The sequence below is a fragment of the Vibrio sinensis genome, assembly GCF_003605645.1.
GTDB lineage: Bacteria > Pseudomonadota > Gammaproteobacteria > Enterobacterales > Vibrionaceae > Vibrio > Vibrio sinensis.
Genome location: NZ_QVMU01000011.1, coordinates 22732 through 44924, shown reverse-complemented (window position 1 = coordinate 44924; position 22193 = coordinate 22732). Strand labels below are relative to the sequence as shown.

19 protein-coding genes are annotated in these 22193 nt (G+C 43.0%); 14 read left to right on the top strand and 5 right to left on the bottom strand.

Annotated features, from left to right (window positions below; all coding sequences use genetic code 11):
* The 4 genes from ptsP to DZ860_RS12840 are packed head-to-tail and all read left to right on the top strand — an operon-like array spanning position 1 to position 4780.
* Positions 1-2247 carry a phosphoenolpyruvate--protein phosphotransferase gene (gene ptsP / locus DZ860_RS12855; RefSeq protein ID WP_120031889.1) on the top strand — a complete coding sequence of 749 codons (2247 nt, stop codon included), beginning with the start codon at positions 1-3 and terminating at the stop codon, positions 2245-2247.
* Positions 2248-2255: 8 nt separating this feature from the next.
* Complete coding sequence (locus tag DZ860_RS12850) at positions 2256-3047, top strand: sulfite exporter TauE/SafE family protein (RefSeq protein WP_120031887.1); 792 nt, start codon at positions 2256-2258, stop codon at positions 3045-3047.
* A gap of 47 nt (positions 3048-3094) precedes the next feature.
* Entirely contained in the window at positions 3095-3919 is an 825-nt protein-coding gene (gene lgt, locus DZ860_RS12845) for a prolipoprotein diacylglyceryl transferase (RefSeq protein WP_120031885.1), read from the top strand.
* A 9-nt stretch (positions 3920-3928) separates the two neighbouring features.
* Entirely contained in the window at positions 3929-4780 is an 852-nt protein-coding gene (locus DZ860_RS12840; RefSeq protein WP_120031883.1) for a thymidylate synthase, read from the top strand.
* A 432-nt stretch (positions 4781-5212) separates the two neighbouring features.
* Here DZ860_RS12840 and DZ860_RS12835 read toward each other — a convergent pair whose 3' ends face one another.
* Positions 5213-6358 carry a Na/Pi symporter gene (locus DZ860_RS12835; protein ID WP_165862899.1) on the bottom strand — a complete coding sequence of 382 codons (1146 nt, stop codon included), beginning with the start codon at positions 6356-6358 and terminating at the stop codon, positions 5213-5215.
* 413 nt (positions 6359-6771) lie between these two features.
* Here DZ860_RS12835 and nhaR point away from each other — a divergent pair, with 413 nt between their 5' ends.
* Entirely contained in the window at positions 6772-7662 is an 891-nt protein-coding gene (gene nhaR, locus DZ860_RS12830; RefSeq protein ID WP_120031879.1) for a transcriptional activator NhaR, read from the top strand.
* Positions 7663-7829: 167 nt separating this feature from the next.
* A complete protein-coding gene (locus DZ860_RS12825; protein WP_120031877.1) occupies positions 7830-8123 on the top strand; it encodes an ArsR/SmtB family transcription factor in 294 nt (97 codons plus the stop codon).
* 137 nt (positions 8124-8260) lie between these two features.
* On the opposite strand, the gene rpsT is transcribed toward DZ860_RS12825, so the two are convergent.
* Positions 8261-8521: a 30S ribosomal protein S20 gene (rpsT, locus tag DZ860_RS12820; protein WP_120031875.1), complete on the bottom strand. Its 261-nt coding sequence runs from the start codon at positions 8519-8521 to the stop codon at positions 8261-8263.
* A gap of 260 nt (positions 8522-8781) precedes the next feature.
* Between rpsT and murJ the strand changes: the two genes are divergently transcribed.
* From murJ to ispH, 6 genes are all read left to right on the top strand, one after another.
* Positions 8782-10344 carry a murein biosynthesis integral membrane protein MurJ gene (gene murJ, locus DZ860_RS12815; protein ID WP_120031873.1) on the top strand — a complete coding sequence of 521 codons (1563 nt, stop codon included), beginning with the start codon at positions 8782-8784 and terminating at the stop codon, positions 10342-10344.
* A 71-nt stretch (positions 10345-10415) separates the two neighbouring features.
* Positions 10416-11351 (top strand): bifunctional riboflavin kinase/FAD synthetase, encoded by a 936-nt coding sequence (gene ribF, locus DZ860_RS12810; protein ID WP_120031870.1) that lies wholly within the window; start codon positions 10416-10418, stop codon positions 11349-11351.
* Positions 11352-11415: 64 nt separating this feature from the next.
* Positions 11416-14274 (top strand): isoleucine--tRNA ligase, encoded by a 2859-nt coding sequence (gene ileS / locus DZ860_RS12805; protein WP_120031868.1) that lies wholly within the window; start codon positions 11416-11418, stop codon positions 14272-14274.
* A 197-nt stretch (positions 14275-14471) separates the two neighbouring features.
* On the top strand, positions 14472-14975 hold the full coding sequence (lspA, locus tag DZ860_RS12800; protein ID WP_120031866.1) for a signal peptidase II: 504 nt from the start codon (positions 14472-14474) through the stop codon (positions 14973-14975).
* Between the two features lie 178 nt (positions 14976-15153).
* Positions 15154-15585 (top strand): FKBP-type peptidyl-prolyl cis-trans isomerase, encoded by a 432-nt coding sequence (gene fkpB / locus DZ860_RS12795; RefSeq protein WP_120031864.1) that lies wholly within the window; start codon positions 15154-15156, stop codon positions 15583-15585.
* A gap of 84 nt (positions 15586-15669) precedes the next feature.
* Positions 15670-16635, top strand: coding sequence for a 4-hydroxy-3-methylbut-2-enyl diphosphate reductase (gene ispH, locus DZ860_RS12790; protein WP_165862897.1), 966 nt, complete (start codon positions 15670-15672; stop codon positions 16633-16635).
* Between the two features lie 177 nt (positions 16636-16812).
* On the opposite strand, the gene DZ860_RS12785 is transcribed toward ispH, so the two are convergent.
* Positions 16813-18297 carry a carbon starvation CstA family protein gene (locus DZ860_RS12785; RefSeq protein WP_120031862.1) on the bottom strand — a complete coding sequence of 495 codons (1485 nt, stop codon included), beginning with the start codon at positions 18295-18297 and terminating at the stop codon, positions 16813-16815.
* A 188-nt stretch (positions 18298-18485) separates the two neighbouring features.
* Here DZ860_RS12785 and DZ860_RS12780 point away from each other — a divergent pair, with 188 nt between their 5' ends.
* On the top strand, positions 18486-18827 hold the full coding sequence (locus DZ860_RS12780) for a DUF2799 domain-containing protein (RefSeq protein WP_120031860.1): 342 nt from the start codon (positions 18486-18488) through the stop codon (positions 18825-18827).
* A 112-nt stretch (positions 18828-18939) separates the two neighbouring features.
* Here DZ860_RS12780 and murQ read toward each other — a convergent pair whose 3' ends face one another.
* Positions 18940-19866 (bottom strand): N-acetylmuramic acid 6-phosphate etherase, encoded by a 927-nt coding sequence (gene murQ, locus DZ860_RS12775; RefSeq protein ID WP_120032047.1) that lies wholly within the window; start codon positions 19864-19866, stop codon positions 18940-18942.
* A 16-nt stretch (positions 19867-19882) separates the two neighbouring features.
* Positions 19883-21010 carry an anhydro-N-acetylmuramic acid kinase gene (locus DZ860_RS12770; RefSeq protein ID WP_120031858.1) on the bottom strand — a complete coding sequence of 376 codons (1128 nt, stop codon included), beginning with the start codon at positions 21008-21010 and terminating at the stop codon, positions 19883-19885.
* Between the two features lie 168 nt (positions 21011-21178).
* Here DZ860_RS12770 and nagZ point away from each other — a divergent pair, with 168 nt between their 5' ends.
* Positions 21179-22168 carry a beta-N-acetylhexosaminidase gene (nagZ, locus tag DZ860_RS12765; protein ID WP_120031856.1) on the top strand — a complete coding sequence of 330 codons (990 nt, stop codon included), beginning with the start codon at positions 21179-21181 and terminating at the stop codon, positions 22166-22168.
* Positions 22169-22193 lie beyond the last annotated feature (25 nt).

The following is a 22193-nucleotide window of genomic DNA, read 5'->3' as shown; positions in this document are numbered from 1 at the left end:
ATGCTATCTCAACTAAGGGAAATAGTTGAACAAGTTTCTAAAGTGGAAGACGTTCACCAAGCGTTGGACATTTTAGTTAAACAAACTTGTCTTGCTATGCATACTGAGTGTTGTACGGTTTACCTGGCTAATGAAGAAATGCAGCGCCTAGAGTTAATGGCAACGCAAGGATTAAGATTTAAAAGTAAAAAAGTTCATATTAATTTTAGTGAGGGTTTAGTTGGTTTAGTTAAGCGAACAGCAGAACCACTGAACCTTGCTGAAGCCTCTCTACACCCAAATTTCAAGTATTTTCCCAAACTGGGTGAAAAGGTATACCACAGCTTTTTAGGCACCCCCATTATTTATCGAAAGCAAGTGCTTGGTGTCTTGGTTGTACAACAGAAAGAACGTCGCTTATTCGATGAAATGGAAGAGTCTTTTCTTGTTACTCTCGCTGCGCAGTTAGCAGTGATTATCGCACACGCTCAAATTCAGGGGTTGTGGCGATTAGAGAAAAAACAACATGCGATTCGTGGTATTCCAGCATCGACCGGGGTTGCGATTGGCCCATTGTGGTGGGACGATACCCAACCGCAGCTTAGTGATATCTCACCAGCATCGACTTTGAACATCGAGCGAGAGCATGAGTGGTTAGTCTTAGCAATTGAAGACGCACTGAGTGATTTTCGACGTATGCGCAAAAAGTTAGATAGCGATCTCAATAAAGATGCTATCGCTATTTTTGATCTGTTTACTCACTTACTTAATGATCCAATGCTGCGCAAAGATCTTAAAGCGCAAGTTCAAAAGGGAGATCGAGCAGACTGGGCAGTTCGTCAGGTCGTTGAATCATACTCTAACCGCTTTGCTCGTATGTCGGATGTTTATTTAAGAGAGCGAGCTCAAGACATTCGTGAATTGGGCCAACGCTTGCTCTATTTTTTGCACAGTACTGAGCGAGAGCAGCAACCTATCGATAAGCCTGTCATTATTGTGGTTAGAGAATTGACCGCTACATTATTGGCATCCGTACCGAAAGATAAGTTATTAGCGGTTATTTCCTTAGAGGGGGCCGCTAACTCACACGCAGCAATTTTATCTCGCGCTCTTGGTATTCCTGCAGTAATGGGGGTCACACTCAATTTAAAAGCGATTAATGGCAAACAAGGAATTGTTGATGGTTATAGCGGAAAAATTCTGATATCACCGAGTAAGCAGCTGTTAAAAGAGTATCGAGGCCTAGCGAATGAGGAGCGAGAATTGGCCAGTATGGTCAATCAGCGAATCGAAGAACCCGCTTTTACCCATGATGGAGAGCGCATTGAAATCTTACTGAATGCAGGTTTGAGTGCTGATGCGAATATTGCAGTTAACCAAGGCGTAGATGGTGTAGGTCTGTACCGAACTGAAATTTCGTTTCTACTCCAACATCGCTTTCCCTCAGAAGAAGAGCAAACTCAGCAGTATCAGGCGGTATTAAATACCTACCCTGACAAGCGAGTAGTCATGCGCACACTGGATGTTGGTGGCGACAAAGCGTTACCTTATTTACCGATAGAAGAGGATAATCCTTTCCTTGGTTGGCGTGGTATTCGGTTTACGTTGGATCATCCTGATATTTTCTTGATGCAAATTCGGGCAATGATGAAAGCCAGTGCTGAAAGTCAGAATTTAAGCATATTATTGCCTATGGTGTCAGGTGCTCAAGAACTTGATGATGCGATTGCTTTTATTGAGCGGGCCTATCAGGAAGTTTCTGCGTTGGATGAGCGAATTCAGATGCCACGAATTGGAGTTATGATAGAAGTGCCCTCGATGGTGTATCTATTACCTCTGATTGCTCACAAAGTGGATTTTGTGTCGGTAGGAACGAATGATTTAACCCAATACTTGTTAGCCGTAGATAGAAATAATGCACGAGTTTCTGACGTGTATGAATCAATGCACCCGGCGGTCATTATGGCGTTGAGCCATATATTAAAAACCTGTCGAGAGCTTAAAATTCCCGTATGTATTTGTGGTGAATTAGCCGGTGACCCTATTGGTGCGTTACTGATGGTTGGGCTCGGTTATCGTAGCCTAAGTATGAATACTTCTAATGTGGCTAAAGTAAAATATTTACTGCGCAACACTGATGTCAGCGAATTAACTCAAATCGCTGACAAAGCCCTGATGCAGCCATATGGTCGCGACATATATACTATGATGGCGTCTTTCTTTGAAGAACGAGGTTTTTCCGGCTTTATACGTGCGGGCAAAAAATAGGATGTGACGTGACTATTGAGTTATTGCTTTTACTGCTAGCACTTGGAGCATTTGTTGGCGTTATGGCCGGTTTGCTTGGTATTGGTGGCGGTTTGATTGTTGTGCCTGCTTTATTGTTTTTGCTGCCTATCTCAGGCATTGAAAATGAAATCAGCATGCACATAGCCTTGGCGACTTCGTTAGCGAGCATTATCGTAACGTCAGGTTCATCGGCTTGGAATCATCTTCGTCTTGATAACGTTGATATGTTTGTTATCAAATGGCTGATGCCGGGTGTGGTAGTCGGTGGTTTTGTCGGCGCTAATTTGGCTGAATGGATTCCAACGCATTATTTACCAAAAGTGTTTGGTATTATCGTGCTGTTTTTAGCGTTGCAGATGCTTATTTCTATTAAACGCGAGAGCCAGAAAACAATGCCATCAAATGGCGTTACTATGATGTATGGAGCGGGGATTGGTGTCATCTCAAGCCTAGCGGGTATTGGTGGTGGTTCATTGTCCGTACCATTCTTGAATCGTCATGGCGTTGAAATGCGCAAAGCGGTCGGTTCATCCTCCGTCTGCGGTTGTGTCATCGCTATATCTGGTATGATTGGCTTTATTATTCATGGCTACAATGTAGAAAATTTACCTGATTACAGTGTTGGATATGTTTATTTACCTGCATTGGCTGCTATTGCTTCGACTTCAATGTTAACGACAAGAATAGGGGCTCGTTTGGCTTCGTCGCTGCCGACCGCGGTACTAAAAAAAATCTTTGCCCTATTTTTAATCTTCGTGGCAGGAACTATGTTGCTGTAACGAACTCTCATCTAATTATTTGAATACCATTAAGAGTTTATTTACCTATGTCTCAGGGATATTTTGAATTTCCAGATATCGACCCAGTCGCGGTGTCGATTGGTCCGCTTTCCATCCGTTGGTATGGGTTGATGTATCTAGTTGGTTTTGCATTTGCCTTATGGTTGGCGAATCGCCGTGCAGATAAACCTAATAGCGGTTGGACTCGCGAGCAGGTGTCAGACCTATTATTTGCTGGCTTCCTTGGGGTGGTGATTGGTGGCCGTGTCGGCTATGTTTTGTTTTATAACTTTGAGCTATTTTTAGCTGACCCGTTATACCTATTTAAAGTCTGGACTGGAGGAATGTCTTTCCACGGTGGACTATTAGGTGTTATCACCGCAATGTTTTGGTACGCAAAAAAGAATGGACGTACGTTCTTTGGTGTAGCCGATTTTATCGCTCCACTTGTCCCATTTGGCTTGGGCATGGGACGATTTGGTAACTTCATGAACAGCGAGCTTTGGGGCCGTGTTACAGACGTGCCTTGGGCGGTGATATTCCCTAACGGTGGGCCGCTGCCTCGTCATCCTTCACAGCTGTATGAGATGGCGCTAGAGGGTGTCGTATTGTTCTTTATTCTCAACTGGTTTATTAAGAAGCCTCGTCCACTGGGCTCGGTTTCTGGTTTGTTTTTAGCAGGCTACGGCACGTTCCGTTTCCTTGTTGAATATGTTCGTGAACCCGATGCGCAACTTGGTTTATTTGCAGGCTTTATCTCTATGGGACAAATCCTGTCGTTGCCTATGATTATTGCCGGTATTCTGATGATGGTATGGGCGTATAAACGTGGCCATTACAAAGATGAATTACCACAACAAAAACAAAAGTAAGGAATTGGTGTGAAGCAGTATTTAGATCTTTGCCATAGAATTGTTGAACATGGTGAGTGGGTTGAAAATGAGCGCACTGGTAAGCGTTGTCTTACGGTGATTAATGCTGATTTGACTTACGATGTAGGTAATAATCAATTTCCTCTTGTGACGACCCGTAAAAGCTTTTGGAAGTCAGCTGTTGCTGAGTTACTTGGTTATATCCGTGGTTATGATAATGCGGAAGACTTCCGTAAATTGGGCACCAAAACTTGGGATGCGAACGCGAACCTAAATGAAGTGTGGTTGAATAACCCATTTCGTAAAGGCGAAGATGACATGGGGCGCGTTTATGGCGTTCAAGGTCGTGCGTGGGCTAAACCAGATGGTGGTCAAATAGATCAACTACGTAAAATTGTTGATGATCTCACTCGTGGTGTTGATGACCGTGGTGAAATTCTTAACTTTTATAACCCAGGTGAATTCCATATGGGGTGCTTACGTCCTTGCATGTACAGCCATCACTTTTCACTACTAGGCGACACGCTTTATTTGAACAGCACTCAGCGTTCGTGTGATGTTCCGCTAGGACTGAATTTTAATATGGTTCAAGTTTATGTCTTCCTAGCAATTATGGCGCAAATCACCGGCAAGAAAGCAGGTGTGGCTTATCATAAGATTGTGAATGCTCATATCTATGAAGACCAATTAGAACTGATGCGTGATGTTCAGTTAAAACGTGAACCGCTGTCTGCAGCTCAGTTCCACATCAATCCTAAGATTAAAACATTGGAAGATCTGGAAACATGGGTCACGTTGGATGATTTTTGGGTTGAGGGTTATGAAAGCCATGACCCGATTCAATATCCATTCTCGGTATAACCTAAAGGGGCTCGCAAGAGCCTCTTTTTTTATTGACGAAATATGGTTCGGTATTAGCCATACATAATGTTATGTGAATCAGCTTATCTTTCTGCATACAGATACACCCATTTACCTTTCTTATACTGATAGCTCATCAATAATTCAAATATACTGATTTTAAGCACCACAGATGATGTTAGGCAGCTTCTAATATGCGTGGTAGGGATTAGGTGAGGCATGTAAGTTTGGAGCTATAGTGAAGATGAGGAGCCGCATTAAAACGGATAGTCAGTTATACCTGTAACTACTACATCTAATCGATATGAAATCTAGTAATCAGTGAGCAGATGAATGTAGAGCAGTGGGGGTAAGGTCGCTGTGGGACAAGAAAAACAAAAAAAGGCCTCACAATGTGAGGCCTTAATTATCGATTTGTTCTTGGAATGAATCTTATACCGTTAGAGCTAGAATCGTACCAGGCAGAACAATAAATACTGATAGTAGGTAAGCTGCTACTACTGCTTTGTTTTTAATAGCCATCTCAGCTAGGTACTCAGCACACTTCACTGGAATCTCACGTAGGAACGGGATACCAAAGATAAATACAGTTGCCATTAGGTTAAATACAAGGTGTACCAGAGCAATCTGTAGTGCGAATACTGCGAACTCACCAGAAACTGCTGTTGCCGCAAGTAGAGCTGTAATACATGTACCGATATTAGCGCCTAGAGTAAATGGATATACATCACGTACTTTTAGAACGCCAGTACCTACTAGTGGGACCATCAAGCTAGTTGTAGTCGATGAAGACTGAACCAATACTGTTACGATAGAACCAGAAACGATACCGTGAATAGGACCACGACCAATTGCATTTTTAAGAAGCTCACGAGCACGACCTACCATTAGGCCTTTCATTAACTTACCCATTACGGTGATAGCAATGAAGATAGTTGTGATGCCTAGTGCAATTAGAAGTACGCCACCAACGGTGTCGCCAAATGAGCTTAGTGGGCCTTGAAGTGCTGTAATTACTGGTTTAGTGATTGGCTTAACAAAGTCAAAGCCACCCATGCTCATATCACCTGTTGCAAGTAGAGGTGACACTAACCAATGAGAAATCTTATCTAAAATACCAAACATCATTTCTAGTGGTAGGAAAATCATTACCGCTAGTAGGTTAAAGAAGTCATGGATAGTCGCACTTGCAAATGCACGGCGGAACTCTTCTTTACAACGAACGTGACCTAGAGAAACTAAAGTATTCGTTACCGTTGTGCCGATGTTTGCACCCATAACCATTGGAATCGCTGTTTCAACTGGTAAGCCACCGGCTACCAAGCCAACAATAATGGATGTTACTGTGCTAGATGATTGGATCAGTGCAGTCGCAACTAGACCGATCATTAAGCCCGCAATTGGATGCGAAGCAAATTCAAAAAGAACTTTCGCTTGATCACCTACGGACCATTTAAAACCTGTACCTACCATAGAAACCGCTAGAAGCAGTAGGTATAACATGAATGCCAAGTTAGCCCAGCGCAACCAGCGAGTAGTGCTCGAAATCGGTGCCGCTGTAGTAGTAGCTTGGTTCATCATAATATTCTCCGTTGACCGTTAAATTCTGTATTGGGTCTGTTGTTGGAAACTGAGGCCGATACTAGATAGGAAATATTTCAGTAATATTACAGTTCCATGTAACAAACTTATTTTTCTTCAGAAATTCATGTTATAGCTGTATTAATTATTATACATAGTAATTATCTTGTTGAATTTTAAGTATTTATTGTCTATTGGTGATTTTGTGTTTATGGTCATAAAAACGGCTGAAAATTCACCAATTAAACATTTCCCTGTCTTTTCTATGACATAGTGTTGTCACATTGCGATAGATGTTCTTCGGAAAAAGTATCGGTAAGTGGTCTAAATGCATGCTTTAAACGAACTATTGTTGTCACATTCTACTTCTGCTATAACCATTAAATATTTCTATTTCTAAGTTACTGAATATGTCGCATTTAAATTACAACCACCTCTACTACTTCTGGATGGTGTGTAAACAAGGTTCTGTGACTAAAGCTGCTGATGCACTCTTTCTGACCCCTCAGACAGTGACGGGGCAAATTAAAGCATTAGAAGATCGGATGGCGGGGAAGTTGACTAAACGCAATGGTCGTAGCGTAGAGCCGACAGAGTTAGGGCAACTTGTCTTTAAGTATGCCGACCGAATGTTTGGATTGAGCTATGAGATGCTTGATATTGTTAACTATAGCCAGCATTCGAATATCTTATTTGATGTCGGTGTTGCTGATGCGTTATCGAAACGATTGGTTAGTAAGATCCTTATGACCACGGTGCCAAGTGACAATAGTATTCATCTTCGTTGCTTTGAATCGACTCACGAAATGCTACTTGAGCAGTTATCTCAACATAAGTTGGATATGATTTTATCGGATTGCCCTGTCGACTCGAGCCAAAGTCCGGGCCTATATAGTAAGAAGCTGGGCGAGAGCAGCATGAGTTTTTTCTGCTCAGGAAACATAGATACGATAAATTTCCCAGCAATGTTAGAACACCGTAAGTTATTAATACCTGGTAGTCGCACCGCGATGGGAAGGAAAGTATTGCAGTGGTTTGATCGTCAAGGAATACAACCGAACATTTTAGGTGAGTTTGATGATGTGGCATTAATGAAAGCCTTTGCTCGATATCACCATGATGTAATTTTTCTTGCTCCCACCTTATATATGAATGAAGTGGGTGACGACATTCCAGTGCAGTTGATTGGTCATGTCGAAGAGTTAAAAGAAGAGTACTACGTCATTTTTGCCGAACGAATGATTCAACACCCAGCGGTTAAAAATGTGTGCGATGCAGATTTCAACAACCTATTTAGATGAGATAATAGTGCCGCTAAGTATCTCTAGTAAACGGTAATGTAGGAGTCGTTATCTAGATGGCAAGACTATCTGCATGACATGCTTATGATGAGTTTATGTTTGTCTTTAAGGTTGAGTTAGTTGAATCGATTTTTCACGGAATGAAAATATTTAGGAGTAGTGGTTAAATGGATTTAGCAGCAATGGAAAAAAATTCAGTCAAAGCGGTCGTGCTTCTTAAAGCTATGGCGAATGAGCGTCGCCTACAGATTCTTTGTTTATTACATGAAAATGAATTATCAGTTGGTGAATTGTGCTTTAAGTTATCACTGAGTCAGTCTGCTTTGTCACAGCATCTTGCATGGTTAAGGCGTGATGGTTTGGTAAATACTCGTAAAGAGGCCCAAACCGTTTATTACTCATTAAGTAGTGTTGAAGTTCGAGAGATGATTCAGTTACTGCACAAACTATTTTGTGTCTAGGATAGAGAGAACAATGGCTGTAGAGTTAATCGTTAACAAGTAGTGGTGACTGGTGGTTAGACTAAAAATCCAAATTACAGGTATAAAAAAACCGGCATATGCCGGCTTTTTGCTTAACTGCTGAATCAGAGTTCTAATTAAAGAGCTTTGATAGCTGCAGCGAAGCGAGACTTGTGACGAGCAGTTTTGTTCTTGTGAACAAGACCTTTAGTCGCCATACGGTCTAGGATTGGTGTAACTGCAGCAAATGCAGCAGTTGCAGCTTCTTTGTCGCCTGCTTCAATAGCAGCAACAGTTTTCTTCATGTAAGTGCGCATCATAGAACGACGGCTAGCGTTGTGCTGGCGACGTTTCTCAGCTTGGATAGCGCGCTTCTTAGCAGATTTACTATTTGCCAAGGGTCTAACTCCCAAAAACTTTAGTTCGGTGACATTTTAAGGGCAGGGAATATCCCGTATTTGCGCCTATATGTCAAATGATTTGTGCAAAAACACATCGCAACCAAACAAATTTTGGATTACAACGGTCTTCGCGGTTAAGATGGCGTGGATTCTAACAGTATTTTTTTTTCAATGCTAATACTTATCTGCTCTCATTTAGACTTTCCTAATGACAAGTCGTGCTAAACAGTGGGTATTCGCTAATATTTGAGGTTATTGTGAGTAAACGTCTGCTCAAGTCTGGCATGATTGTAAGTGCTATGACGTTGATTTCTCGCGTACTAGGCTTAGTCCGTGATGTTGTTGTGGCTAATTTAATGGGTGCGGGTGCCAGTGCGGATGTTTTCTTTTTCGCCAATAAAATCCCTAACTTTCTTCGTCGACTCTTCGCTGAGGGAGCATTTTCTCAAGCATTTGTTCCTGTATTGACAGAATCTCATGCCGCTGGCGATTTAAACAAGACCCGAGAACTCATCGCTCGAGCTGCAGGCACACTTGGTGTCATAGTGTCGATTGTGACCTTACTTGGTGTGCTTGGGTCCGGAGTTGTGACTGCATTATTTGGTTTTGGTTGGTTTTTAGATTGGCTTAATGGTGGCCCTGCTGCAGAAAAATTTGAACTAGCCAGTTTTTTACTCAAGATCACCTTCCCTTATTTATGGTTTATAACTTTTGTTGCCTTGTCTGGTGCGATTCTTAATACCTTAGGCAAGTTTGCTGTCTCTTCTTTCACTCCTGTCTTTCTCAATGTGATGATTATTCTATCTGCATGGTTTATTGCCCCGCAGTTATCACAACCTGAAATTGGTTTAGCCATCGGTGTACTCCTTGGTGGTATCGTTCAATTTCTTTTCCAAATTCCTTTTTTGATAAAAGCGGGTGTTATGGTCAAACCCAAATGGGGATGGCGAGACCCGGGTGTAGTGAAAATCCGAACATTAATGATCCCAGCGTTATTCGGTGTGTCGGTTAGTCAGATTAATTTATTGTTAGACACCTTTATTGCCAGTTTCCTGCAGACCGGTTCGATCAGTTGGCTTTATTATTCTGATCGACTATTAGAGTTCCCTCTTGGTCTATTTGGTATTGCTATTGCAACCGTCATCTTACCTGCGTTGTCTCGTAAGCATGTTGACGCTCATAGTGATGGCTTCACTCAGACAATGGATTGGGGCGTTAGAATGGTGACCTTACTTGGTATTCCTGCCATGCTAGGTTTGATGGTGTTAGCTAAGCCAATGTTGATGGTGCTATTTATGCGGGGCGAGTTTAGTCCTCATGATGTTAATCAAGCGTCGCTATCATTAGTCGCTTACGCATCTGGGTTATTGAATTTTATGTTGATTAAAGTGTTAGCTCCGGGGTATTACTCGAGACAAGACACGAAAACTCCGGTGAAGTACGGTATTATTGCCATGGCGACCAATATGGTTTTCAACGCTATTTTTGCGTGGTTTTATGGCTATGTTGGCTTGGCGATGGCAACAGCGTTATCTGCTTTTGTTAATATGACGCTACTGTATCGTGGATTGCATATCCAAGGTGTCTATAAGTTAACGCGTCAAACATTGATGTTTATTGCCAAATTGATTGTGGCTGGTGGAATTATGGTCGCAGCCATCTTGTGGCAATTAGAATCGATGTCAGTTTGGTTAACATGGCATTTAACCGAACGAGTTGGAGCACTGGTGGGACTTATTGCTCTAGGTGCTATTGCGTATCTATCGGTTATTTTGCTTTTGGGTGTCCGCCTGAAAGACTTAAAGTCAGCGACAGAATAGTTTGGATTAGTATATAATCCGTCGGTTTTACACCATAAAACCGGACAACAGAGATAAATTAGCAGCTTGCAATGGAATTAATCCGCGGTATACATAATATTAAGTCACACCACCTTGGTTGTGTGCTGACAATCGGAAACTTCGATGGTGCACATTTAGGGCATCAAGAGGTGTTGCGTCAAGTGTCTGAGAAAGCGGCTGAACTCGGTTTGCCCGCAACGGTAATGACATTTGAACCACAACCATTAGAGCTGTTTGCTAAAGATAAAGCACCAGCACGATTAACCCGATTACGTGATAAATATGTTCAACTTAGCAAGCTGAACATCCAACGTTTATTATGCGTCAATTTTAACGCAAGTTTTGCGAAAATGACCGCTGATGAGTTCATTCGTGACTTGTTGGTCAAGCGTTTGGGTGTTAAGTTTCTGGTCGTTGGTGACGATTTTTGTTTCGGTCGTGGTCGAGAAGGCAATTTCGCGATGCTTTTAGAAGCAGGAGCCAAGTATGGCTTTGAAGTTGTCAGCACTCAGAGCTTCTGTGTTCAGAAGCAGCGAGTGAGTAGTACCGCGATTCGAGATGCATTGGCGAATGACGAATTAACGTCTGCAGCAGAAATGCTCGGAAGAGACTATAGCATTAGTGGTCGTGTATCCCATGGCCGCAAGCTAGGTCGAACGATAGGCTTTCCTACCGCTAATATTCCCCTCAAACGCTGCGTATCACCGGTTTCCGGTGTGTATGTTGTTCAGGCGCTAGGTCTGGATGATTCTCCAGTTGGTGGAGTTGCAAATATCGGTCAACGACCAACGGTGAATGGTGTTCGCCAACAGCTCGAAGTGCATTTATTCGATTTTTCTGCCAATTTATATGGTAAACAATTAGAAATTGTACTGTTACACAAGCTTCGTGATGAGAAAAAATTCGAGTCATTTGAGGCTCTTAAGCAACAAATAGAATTGGATGCTGAGGCAGCAAGGGTGTGGCTGCATCAGCTAAATCGCTAAACGGTTTATTCCACCGCCTAGCATAATGTCTAACTTTCGCCCAATACAACGGAATTAAGAATCGATGAGTGAGTATAAAGATACCCTGAACCTACCTGATACAGGGTTTCCAATGCGCGGTAATCTGGCCAATCGCGAGCCAGAAATGCTTGAGCGTTGGTACAAAGAAGATCTTTACGGTGAGATCCGTAAAGCAAAGAAAGGTAAAAAATCTTTCGTATTACACGATGGCCCTCCATATGCCAACGGTGATATTCACATTGGTCATGCGCTAAACAAGATTCTTAAAGACATTATTATTAAATCCAAAACACTTTCTGGTTTTGATGCTCCATACGTTCCGGGTTGGGACTGTCATGGTCTACCAATCGAATTGATGGTAGAGAAAAAAGTAGGCAAGCCAGGCCAAAAAGTAACGGCTGCTGAGTTCCGTGAAAAATGTCGCGAATACGCTGCAGGTCAAGTTGAAGGTCAAAAAGAGAGCTTTAAACGTCTTGGTATCATGGGCGAGTGGGACAAACCATACCGCACAATGGATTTTGTGACTGAAGCAAACATCATTCGTGCTCTTGGTAAGATCGCTGATAAAGGCCATCTACTAAAAGGTTTTAAACCTGTTCACTGGTGTACTGACTGTGGTAGTGCATTGGCTGAAGCAGAAGTTGAATATAAAGATAAAGTATCACCATCTATCGACGTGAAATTTACAGCAGCAGATGAAGCCGCTGTATTGGCAAAATTTGCACTAGCAAATGACCACGCGGGTGAGGGTGAGCTTTCTATTGTTATCTGGACAACGACACCATGGACACTGCCTGCAAACCGCGCAGTTTGTCTACGTGATGATCTAGAATATTCGCTTATCCAAGTTGAAGCGCATGGTGAACAGCCAGCTCAACGTATCATCGTAGCGTCAGAGCTAGCGAAAGATGCAATGGATCGTGCGGGTATTGAACACTTCCACAACCTTGGCTTTGCTAAAGGTGCGGATCTTGAATTACTGCAATTCAATCACCCATTCTATGATTTCACTGTTCCTGCGATCCTTGGCGATCACGTAACAACTGAATCTGGTACAGGTGTAGTACATACGGCTCCTGGTCACGGTCAAGAAGACTTTGTGGTTGGTCAAAAGTATGGTCTTGAAGTTGCTAACCCTGTGGGTTCTAACGGCGTTTACTTACCAGATACACCGCTATTTGCTGGTCAACATGTATTCAAAGCGAACGATTCAGTTCTTGAAGTGCTAAAAGAAAAAGGCGCATTACTGCATCACCATGCTTACGAGCACAGCTACCCACACTGCTGGCGTCATAAGACTCCAATCATCTTCCGTGCAACACCGCAATGGTTCATCTCAATGGATCAAGCTGGCCTACGTGCAAAAGCACTTGAGTCAATCAAAGGTGTTCAGTGGATGCCTGAATGGGGCCAAAGCCGTATCGAGGGTATGATTGAAGGTCGCCCTGAGTGGTGTATATCTCGTCAACGTACTTGGGGTGTACCAATTGCTCTATTCGTTCACAAAGAGACAGCTGAACTACACCCTAACTCACTAGAGCTTATTGAAAAAGTAGCAAAACTAGTAGAAGAAAAAGGTATTCAAGCTTGGTGGGATGTAGATGCTGCTGAACTGATGGGTGCTGATGACGCTGCAAACTACGAAAAAGTATTAGACACACTAGACGTATGGTTTGACTCAGGTGTGACTCACTATTCAGTTGTGGATGCTCGTGAAGAGTTCAATGGTCACAGTGCGGATCTATACTTAGAGGGTTCTGACCAACACCGTGGTTGGTTCCAATCTTCATTGATTACTTCTATTGCGATGAAAGACGTTGCGCCGTACAAACAAGTACTAACGCACGGCTTCGTAGTTGATGGTCACGGCCGTAAGATGTCTAAATCTATCGGTAACGTTGTGGCACCAAAAGATGTAACCAACAAACTAGGCGCAGACATTCTACGTCTATGGGTTGCTTCAACAGACTACACTGGCGAAGTTGCGGTTTCTGATGAAATCCTAAAACGCTCAGCAGACGCATACCGTCGTATTCGTAACACCGCGCGTTTCTTCCTAGCAAACTTGAACGGTTTCAACCCAGAAACAGATCTTGTTCCTACTGAAGAAATGGTGGCACTGGATCGTTGGGCTGTTGGTCGTGCATTGGCTGCTCAAGAAGAGATCATTAAAGCATACGAAGAGTACAACACTCATGGTGTAACTCAGCGTTTAATGCAATTCTGTTCTGTTGAAATGGGTTCATTCTACCTAGACGTAATTAAAGACCGTCAGTACACAGCGAAACGTGGTGGCCACGCTCAACGTAGCTGTCAAACTGCGCTTTACTACATCGTTGAAGCTCTTGTTCGTTGGATGGCACCTATCATGTCGTTCACTGCAGATGAAATCTGGAACGAAATGCCACGTTCTTTACCAACGGGAGAGCAGCGCGATAAATTTGTATTCACTGGCGAATGGTTCGATGGTCTATTTGGTCTTGCAGAAGACGAAGAGCTAAGCAACGAATTCTGGGCTGAAATCCAATCAGTTCGTGGTGCAGTTAACAAGCTTCTTGAAGATGCACGTAAAGAGAAGACAATCGGCGGCGCATTGCAAGCTGAAGTGACTCTATACGCTGATGAAGCCTTAGCTGCTAAGATCAACAAATTAGAAGATGAATTGCGTTTTGTAATGCTAACCTCTAAAGCGGTTGTTAAGCCTCTTTCTGAGAAAAGTGATGCTGCAAAAGCAACAGACATCGACGGTTTGTTGGTTGAAGTTGCGGCTTCAGAAGGTGAGAAGTGTGACCGTTGTTGGCACCACACTGCGGACGTTGGCACAATCGCTGGACATGAAACTGTCTGTGGTCGTTGTGTGACGAATGTAGAGGGTGAAGGCGAAGTGCGTAAATTCGCTTAATCATTCGTCATTGTTGGTCTCGTAGCGTTGTTGACGGCATTTACTCAACCCATCACATAGTTATCTATGTTCAGGGTCTTCGTAAACTAGTCGCCTAGCTACAAAACCAACAATTTTGAATGATAGCTACGAAAGCTAGGAACTTTTTAACATTCAAACAGCCCCAGTATTTACTGGGGTTGTTTTTAGGTAACGAAATGAGTGAAAAAGCATTAACACTGAAAGAGTCAGGCATTCGCTGGCTTTGGCTTGCCGTTGTTGTATTTATTGCCGACATAGCAATTAAACTGTTTGTTATGGACAACATGGGGTATGGCTGGGCAAATCGAATTGAAGTTTTGCCGTTTTTTAACTTTTTGTACGTTCATAACTATGGTGCCGCATTTAGTTTTCTAAGTGATCAAGCTGGATGGCAGCGTTGGTTCTTTACTGGAATTGCCGTTGTTGTAACTGGCATGTTGGCTTACTGGATGAGCAAGTTACCGGCCAAAGAAAAGTGGAATAATATTGCATACGCATTGATCATTGGTGGTGCGATTGGCAACGTGTTTGATCGTGTTGTTCATGGTTTTGTTGTCGATTATTTGGATTTTTTCTGGGGAAATTATCACTGGCCAGCATTTAACCTAGCAGATAGTACTATCTGTATTGGTGCTGCGATGATTATCCTTGATGGGTTTCGTAAAAAAAGTGCCGAGTAGGCTCTTGAGTACAAAGCCGTACAATCAGGCATAAATAACCCTAAGCGCTGTCCGTTGATTCGGTCGGCGCTTTTTATTATGTTGGAACTCTGAAATACAGAATAAGACAATAGCCTTACCATCCACCTTATGCTCTGATATTCGTCGGTAAGTCAGTTTAAAACAAGGAATTCGTAACGTGACGACAATTACACAAGATTCAGCAGTAACCCTACATTTTACGATTAAATTGAGTGATGGTTCTGTCGCAGATAGTACCCATAATATGGGCAAACCAGCAAAGCTTATTGTCGGGGATGGCAGTTTAAGTGAAAATTTTGAACAGTGTCTTTTAGGACTTAAAGCTGGGGATAACAAAGTCATTGAACTAAAAGCAGAAGATGCATTTGGTATGCCAAATCCTGATCATATTCATTATATGGACAGAGCAAAGTTTGTTGGCGATGCTGAAGTCGAAGTGGGGACGGTTATGGCGTTTTCTGGACCAGATGGTATGGAAATACCTGGTATTATTTCAGACATCGCTGGAGACTCAGTTACGGTTGATTTTAATCATCCTCTTGCTGGACAAGATGTAACATTCGATGTTGAAATCCTCTCTGTCGAATAAGCCTGCATGATAGATGCGCTTATCCCTAACTTGAAGTTACTTGGGTATGTCGTAGAATAGCCGACCAAATGAAAGATAACTCCCATGAGCAATGAAATGAAAATCCTGTTAGCGAACCCTCGTGGTTTTTGTGCGGGCGTCGATCGCGCAATTAGCATTGTTGAGCGTGCCCTTGAGATGTACCAACCACCAATCTATGTGCGCCATGAAGTCGTGCATAATCGCTTTGTCGTGGAAGGGCTAAAGCAACGTGGTGCTATCTTCGTGGAAGAGTTACATGAAGTGCCTGATGACAATATCGTTATTTTCTCTGCTCATGGAGTCTCACAAGCGGTACGTCAAGAAGCCAAAGAACGTGCACTGACCGTGTTTGATGCGACGTGTCCTTTGGTGACCAAAGTTCATATGGAAGTGGCTCGTGCCAGTCGTAAAAATATGGAAGTGGTTTTGATTGGTCATGCTGGTCACCCTGAAGTTGAGGGAACAATGGGACAGTACTCCAGTGAAAGTGGCGGGATGTATTTGGTTGAAAAACCGAAAGATGTGTTGGCATTACAAGGTGTTGTCCGTGATCCAAGCAATTTACATTACGTGAGCCAAACAACTCTGTCTGTCGATGAAACCGCTGATGTTATTGATGAGTTACGTCGAGTCTTTCCTAAGATTCAAGGACCTCGTAAAGATGATATTTGTTACGCTACTCAGAACCGCCAAGATGCTGTTCGTGAACTAGCGAATGATGTTGATGTGGTTATCGTCGTGGGTTCAAAGAACTCATCGAATTCAACACGTTTAAAAGAACTGGCAGAAAAGTTGGGTACGCCGGGTTACTTGACCGATTGTCCTGAAGATATCGAACCAAAATGGTTTGAGGGCAAGCGTAAAGTGGGTGTTACTGCTGGAGCTTCTGCACCTGAGGCGCTAGTTAATCAAATTCTAGAGCGTATTAAGACTCTCGTAGGAGCGCGATCTGTTGATGAGGTTCTTGGTCGTGAAGAGAACATGTTCTTCGAAGTACCGAAAGAATTGCAAATCAAGCAGGTTGATTAATCTAGCGCGTCATTAGACGATAACAATTTTATAAGGTGGCCGATGGTCACCTTTTTTATGGGCGTTGTTACTGAAGATTTGACCATGGTAGACAAAAGATACAATAGCTTAAGACATGCTAGGCCTATGAAAAAGGCTCCCGAGGGAGCCTGTATAAACGGTTTTCGTTATTTTTATTTAAGCCGTTTCTGTTACGCCATTTGGTTTATCTTCATCCGCTAAATCAATATCACCTTTTCCTTTTGATTTCTTGATGACATAAGCGGTAATCAGCAATGTTGCAACTAAGCCAACGATAGTTGAAACCTGCATTGGCAAGCCAAAGCCAAGTGAACTGTTGTTAAGAATGAAAGTAATACATACCGTGGTCATAAACATCGCTGGTAGAGTGGTAATCCAGTGCAGTTTATTGTGACGAAGTAGGTAAGCAGATGCAGTCCACAGCATCATGACCGCTGTAGTTTGGTTTGCAAAACCGAAGTAGCGCCAAATAATACCGAAGTCAACTTGAGTCAGTACCGCACCAATAACGAACAGTGGTACAGCCATCAATAGGCGGTTACGTAGACTCTTTTGTTCCATGTTGAAGTATTCAGCTAGAATCAAACGGCTAGAGCGGAATGCAGTATCACCTGATGTAATTGGAAGAATAACCACACCTAAGAAAGCGATAACACCACCAAACACACCTAGCAAGCCAAATGATGCGCTATAAACAACATTACCAGGGCCGCCATTATTTACTGCTTCTGATAGCCCCTCAAGTGAACCGAAGAATGACAGAGCAATCGCACACCAGATTAGAGCAATAATACCCTCACCAATCATTGCACCGTAGAATACGAAGCGACCATTCTTTTCATTTTCCATACAGCGAGCCATCAATGGAGACTGTGTTGCGTGGAAGCCAGAGATAGCACCACAAGCGATGGTGATAAAGAGTGCAGGCCATAAAGGCATATCATTTGGATTCAAGTTAGACAGCATGTCACTAACTTGGAAGTTACCCATAACAGTGTGTTCACTCGAAATCGCTACAGCAGTCATTAGACCGACAGACATGAAAATCAGCAACGCACCAAATAGTGGGTAGAATCGACCAATGATTTTATCGACAGGGACAATTGTCGCCAAAATGTAGTAAGCAAAAATGATAACTACCATGGTAGTCATGCTGACGGTAAAGTCAGTTTGCTCATTAATCAGGTTGGTGATCATGCCAGCAGGGGCTGATACAAAAACAACACCAACAAGAAGCAACAAGACAATGGCAAAAATGTTCATAAAATGTTTTGCGCCATTACCAAGGTAGCGACCTGTGATAGTAGGGACTGAAGCGCCGCCGTTACGAATCGACAGCATACCTGAGAAGTAGTCGTGAACTGCGCCAGCAAAGATGCAGCCGATAACGATCCATAGCATTGCAGCAGGGCCATATAATGCGCCCATGATTGGGCCAAAGATCGGGCCTACACCAGCAATGTTCAGCAGTTGAACAAGGTATACTTTTGGCGTCGACATTGGAACGAAATCCACGCCATCTGTTTTTGTATGTGCTGGAGTTTTACGATTTTCGTTGATGCCAAACACTTTCTCAACAAAAGCACCGTAAATAAAGTAGCCGCCAATCAGCGCTGCTACACAGCTTAAAAACCATATCATAACTTCAATCCCTTTCGATTTTTTTTGGGTACAGCGTGAATATTACTCGAGCATATTGTCAAAAACATTCGATGATAGCTTGAGTGGTCGTATAGCGATTTGAGTGGTTTTTTGGCGCGTTGAGTGGTTTTCATTGTGCACGAGTGGCAATATGGAGCGGTAAACGGTTTGCATAATAAGGACAAACGATGAAAACAGTGATTATCACGTTGATGGCATTAGTACTAACTGCTTGTGTATCAAGCCCTGAAGAGTTAGCTGAGCAAGGTAACTGGTACCAAATTGGCTATCATGACGGCATTACCGGGCATGTCTCTCGCAGCTATCAAGACTTAACAAAGTTAGGCAGTGCAAACTCTTCTGATTATGACCGAGGTTATTTAGAGGGAGTTACGGAGTACTGCAATCCAAATACAGCATATCAAATCGGATTATCAGGGCAATATTATGAAGGTGTTTGTGAGGGGACTGAGCAAGCACAACGTTTTCGTATGGAATGGCAACGTGGCTGGAATGACTACAGCAATTAATTGTTAGATTGAGTTAATTGCTACCGTTAAGGTATGAGATAAAAAGCGCGCCACTAATGCAGTTAAATATAAAGGCTTGGTTTACCAAGCCTTTATATTTATGAGCCAATACTTATTGATCTTTGTTTTCTTCGACGGCGCGGCGAAGAAATCCATTTTGACGATGTAACTGTTCATAAGCGGAGGCTTTATCTAACCCCGTCAAAATCATCAAAATCGCGAGTTTTACATCGTAATCCGTTTGTTCTAGCGTTTTTTGCGCAAGCTCATTATCACAATCAGTTGCTTGTATGACGATTCTTGCAGCTCGTGCAATAAGCTTTCTATTCGTAGCTTTGACATCAACCATAAGATTTTGATAGCTCTTACCAATGCGAATCATGCTGGCAGTGGTGAGCATATTGAGTACCAGTTTTTGGGCTGTCCCTGATTTTAGGCGGGTTGAGCCAGTCAGTGCTTCCGGGCCTACAACTGGGCTAATAGCTATTTGGGCAATATGAGCAATCGCCGAATCTGGGTTGCAAGATAAAGCAATGGAAGTCGCGCCTAAGCTATTGGCATATTCTAGGGCTCCAATCACATAAGGGGTGCGTCCACTTGCAGCGATACCCACTAAAACATCGCGATTAGTAAAGTTAATGGCTTTTAAGTCATCAATCCCCATTTGTGGCGAATCTTCAGCTCCCTCTTTTGCTTTAAGTAAGGCGCCATGTCCTCCTGCGATCAGACCCACCACCATTTTGTCAGAGACACCAAATGTTGGTGGGCACTCTGATGCATCGAGTACGCCTAATCGTCCACTCGTTCCTGCTCCCATATACACTAAACGGCCCTCATTCTTAAAGGCCTCGGTAATTTTATCGACAGATTGGGCGATGGCAGGTAGTACTTTCTCTACAGCGAGAGGGACTAACTTATCTTGCTCATTGAGTCGGCTAACGATCTCAAGCGAAGAGAGTAAATCGATATCCATCGTATCTGGGTTGCGACCCTCAGATATCAGGTTAGCTAATGCGGAAATAAGCGCGTCATTTGTCATTTGTTGTTCAGCCTTTTTAATCTTTTGGGTAGAGAACACCAAGTGAAGCCAATCGAGTTGCGCCAGTGACTTCAGGTAAGTTGCTCGGTAATTTGTGTATAAAGCGTTGCGCTAACCATGCAAATGCCATCGCTTCCATGTTATCACTGTCGACGCCTTGGTTCTGAGTGGTATCGACTGTCCAGTTAGGTAGTAATTTCGCAATTCTGGTCATTAATAATGGGTTCCTGGCACCGCCACCGCACACGAGCAGCAATGGTTTAGGGCCACATTGGTAATACCCGACTTGATTTGCAATGGTTATGGCAGTGTATTCACATAACGTTCGCTGTACATCGGCTTCGGCACTGGATGTGGTTAGCGCTGGCAGTTGTGATATTTTGTTTTCTAACCAAGGAAGATTGAAAAGTTCTCGTCCAGTGCTCTTGGGTGGCGGGAATGATAAAAATGGTTCACTTAAGAGCATTGCTAATAAAGCTGGGTTAGTTTCACCTTGCAGAGCAAACTGAGCATCTCGATCAAAAGGTTTATTTATGTGCAGACTACACCATGCATCCATAAGCATGTTGCCAGGCCCGGTATCAAAACCTATCACGGGTTGATTTGGGCGGAGCACGGAAATATTAGCAATCCCACCAATGTTGAGTACAACAACACTTGAGTCAGTGGAACGAAACAAAGATTGGTGAAACGCGGGAACGAGAGGTGCACCTTGCCCACCTAATGCCATGTCCTTACGTCTAAAGTCAGCCACAGTATCAATGCCAGTTTTTACGGCAATAATATTGGCATCACCTAATTGTATCGTAAATGGGGTATCACTAGCAGGATGGTGATAGACGGTCTGACCATGGTTACCAATGGCGGTAACCTGATTGGCCGTGTATCCAGAAATCTCAAGCAGTTTTAATACGGCATCAGCAAATAGATGACCGAGTTGATGGTCTAGTTTGCCAATCTCTTGGAGATTTGTGTCTTGACCAAGGCAAACATCGAGTAGTTGTTGTTTGAGTGCTAATGGCATCGGGTATTCATTTGAAGCCAATAGCTGAATGCCATCGTTATCAATGCTTACCAAGGCGGTATCGACACCATCCATGCTGGTTCCAGACATTACACCAATGTATATCTCTTTTGTTGTCATACACAAAAACTCACGATAGAAGTATCAAAGCCATTGTAATGCAAAATCAAAGCGAATAAATTCGTTTAATGCTCACTAAGTCAGAGCTGTGATCGCCAGATTCGAATTATCGAAGCGATGATAGCGAATGAATGATGTGTTGGATCTTATTTTGATTGAGGAAGAGACATGGGACCGTTATGGCTCGATGTAGCAGGCTATGAGTTAACTGCAGAAGACAAAGAAATTTTACAACACCCTACTGTGGGTGGCTTAATTCTATTTGCACGAAATTATCATGACAATCAACAACTCCTCGCGTTAAATAAAGCGATTCGTCAAGCGGCTAAACGTCCTATTTTGATTGGTGTTGATCAGGAGGGAGGGCGAGTTCAACGTTTTCGAGAGGGGTTTTCTTTGATCCCTGCAGCACAACAGTATGCTTCCTCCCATCTTCACAGTGAACAGTTAGCCCAACAAGGTGGATGGCTAATGGCTGCTGAGCTTGTTGCCCATGATATTGATTTAAGTTTTGCTCCTGTACTTGATAAAGGACATGAGTGTAAGGCGATTGGTAGCCGTTCTTTTGGTGATGATATTGATACCATTTTGCGTCACAGCAGCGCTTATATGAAAGGAATGAAGTCGGCAGGCATGGCGACTACAGGCAAGCATTTTCCTGGGCATGGGGCGGTCATTGCTGACTCTCACCTTGAGACGCCTTTCGATGAGCGCGAGACCATTTTCGAACAAGATATGGCTATATTTAAAGCTCAGATTGATGCTGGCATATTAGATGCAATGATGCCCGCTCATGTGGTTTACCCTCATTATGACGATCAACCAGCAAGTGGTTCTGAATATTGGTTAAAGCACGTGCTGCGAAACCAATTAGGCTTTAAAGGGCTGGTATTCTCAGACGATCTCTCAATGGAGGGAGCCGCGATTATGGGAGGACCAGCAGAGCGCGCTCATCAAGCATTGGTCGCTGGATGCGATATGGTGCTTATGTGTAATCAGCGTGCATCACAAATTGAAGTGCTGGATAACTTGCCAATCATGGAAACGTCTAAGGCTAATCAGTTGTTGAAAAAACAAAATTATAGCTACCAAGACTTAAAACGAAGTGAAGAATGGAAAGCAGCATCAGAAGCGATGAAGCGTCTACTTGATGCCTAATTCTTAGCGATTAAAATAAAAAAAG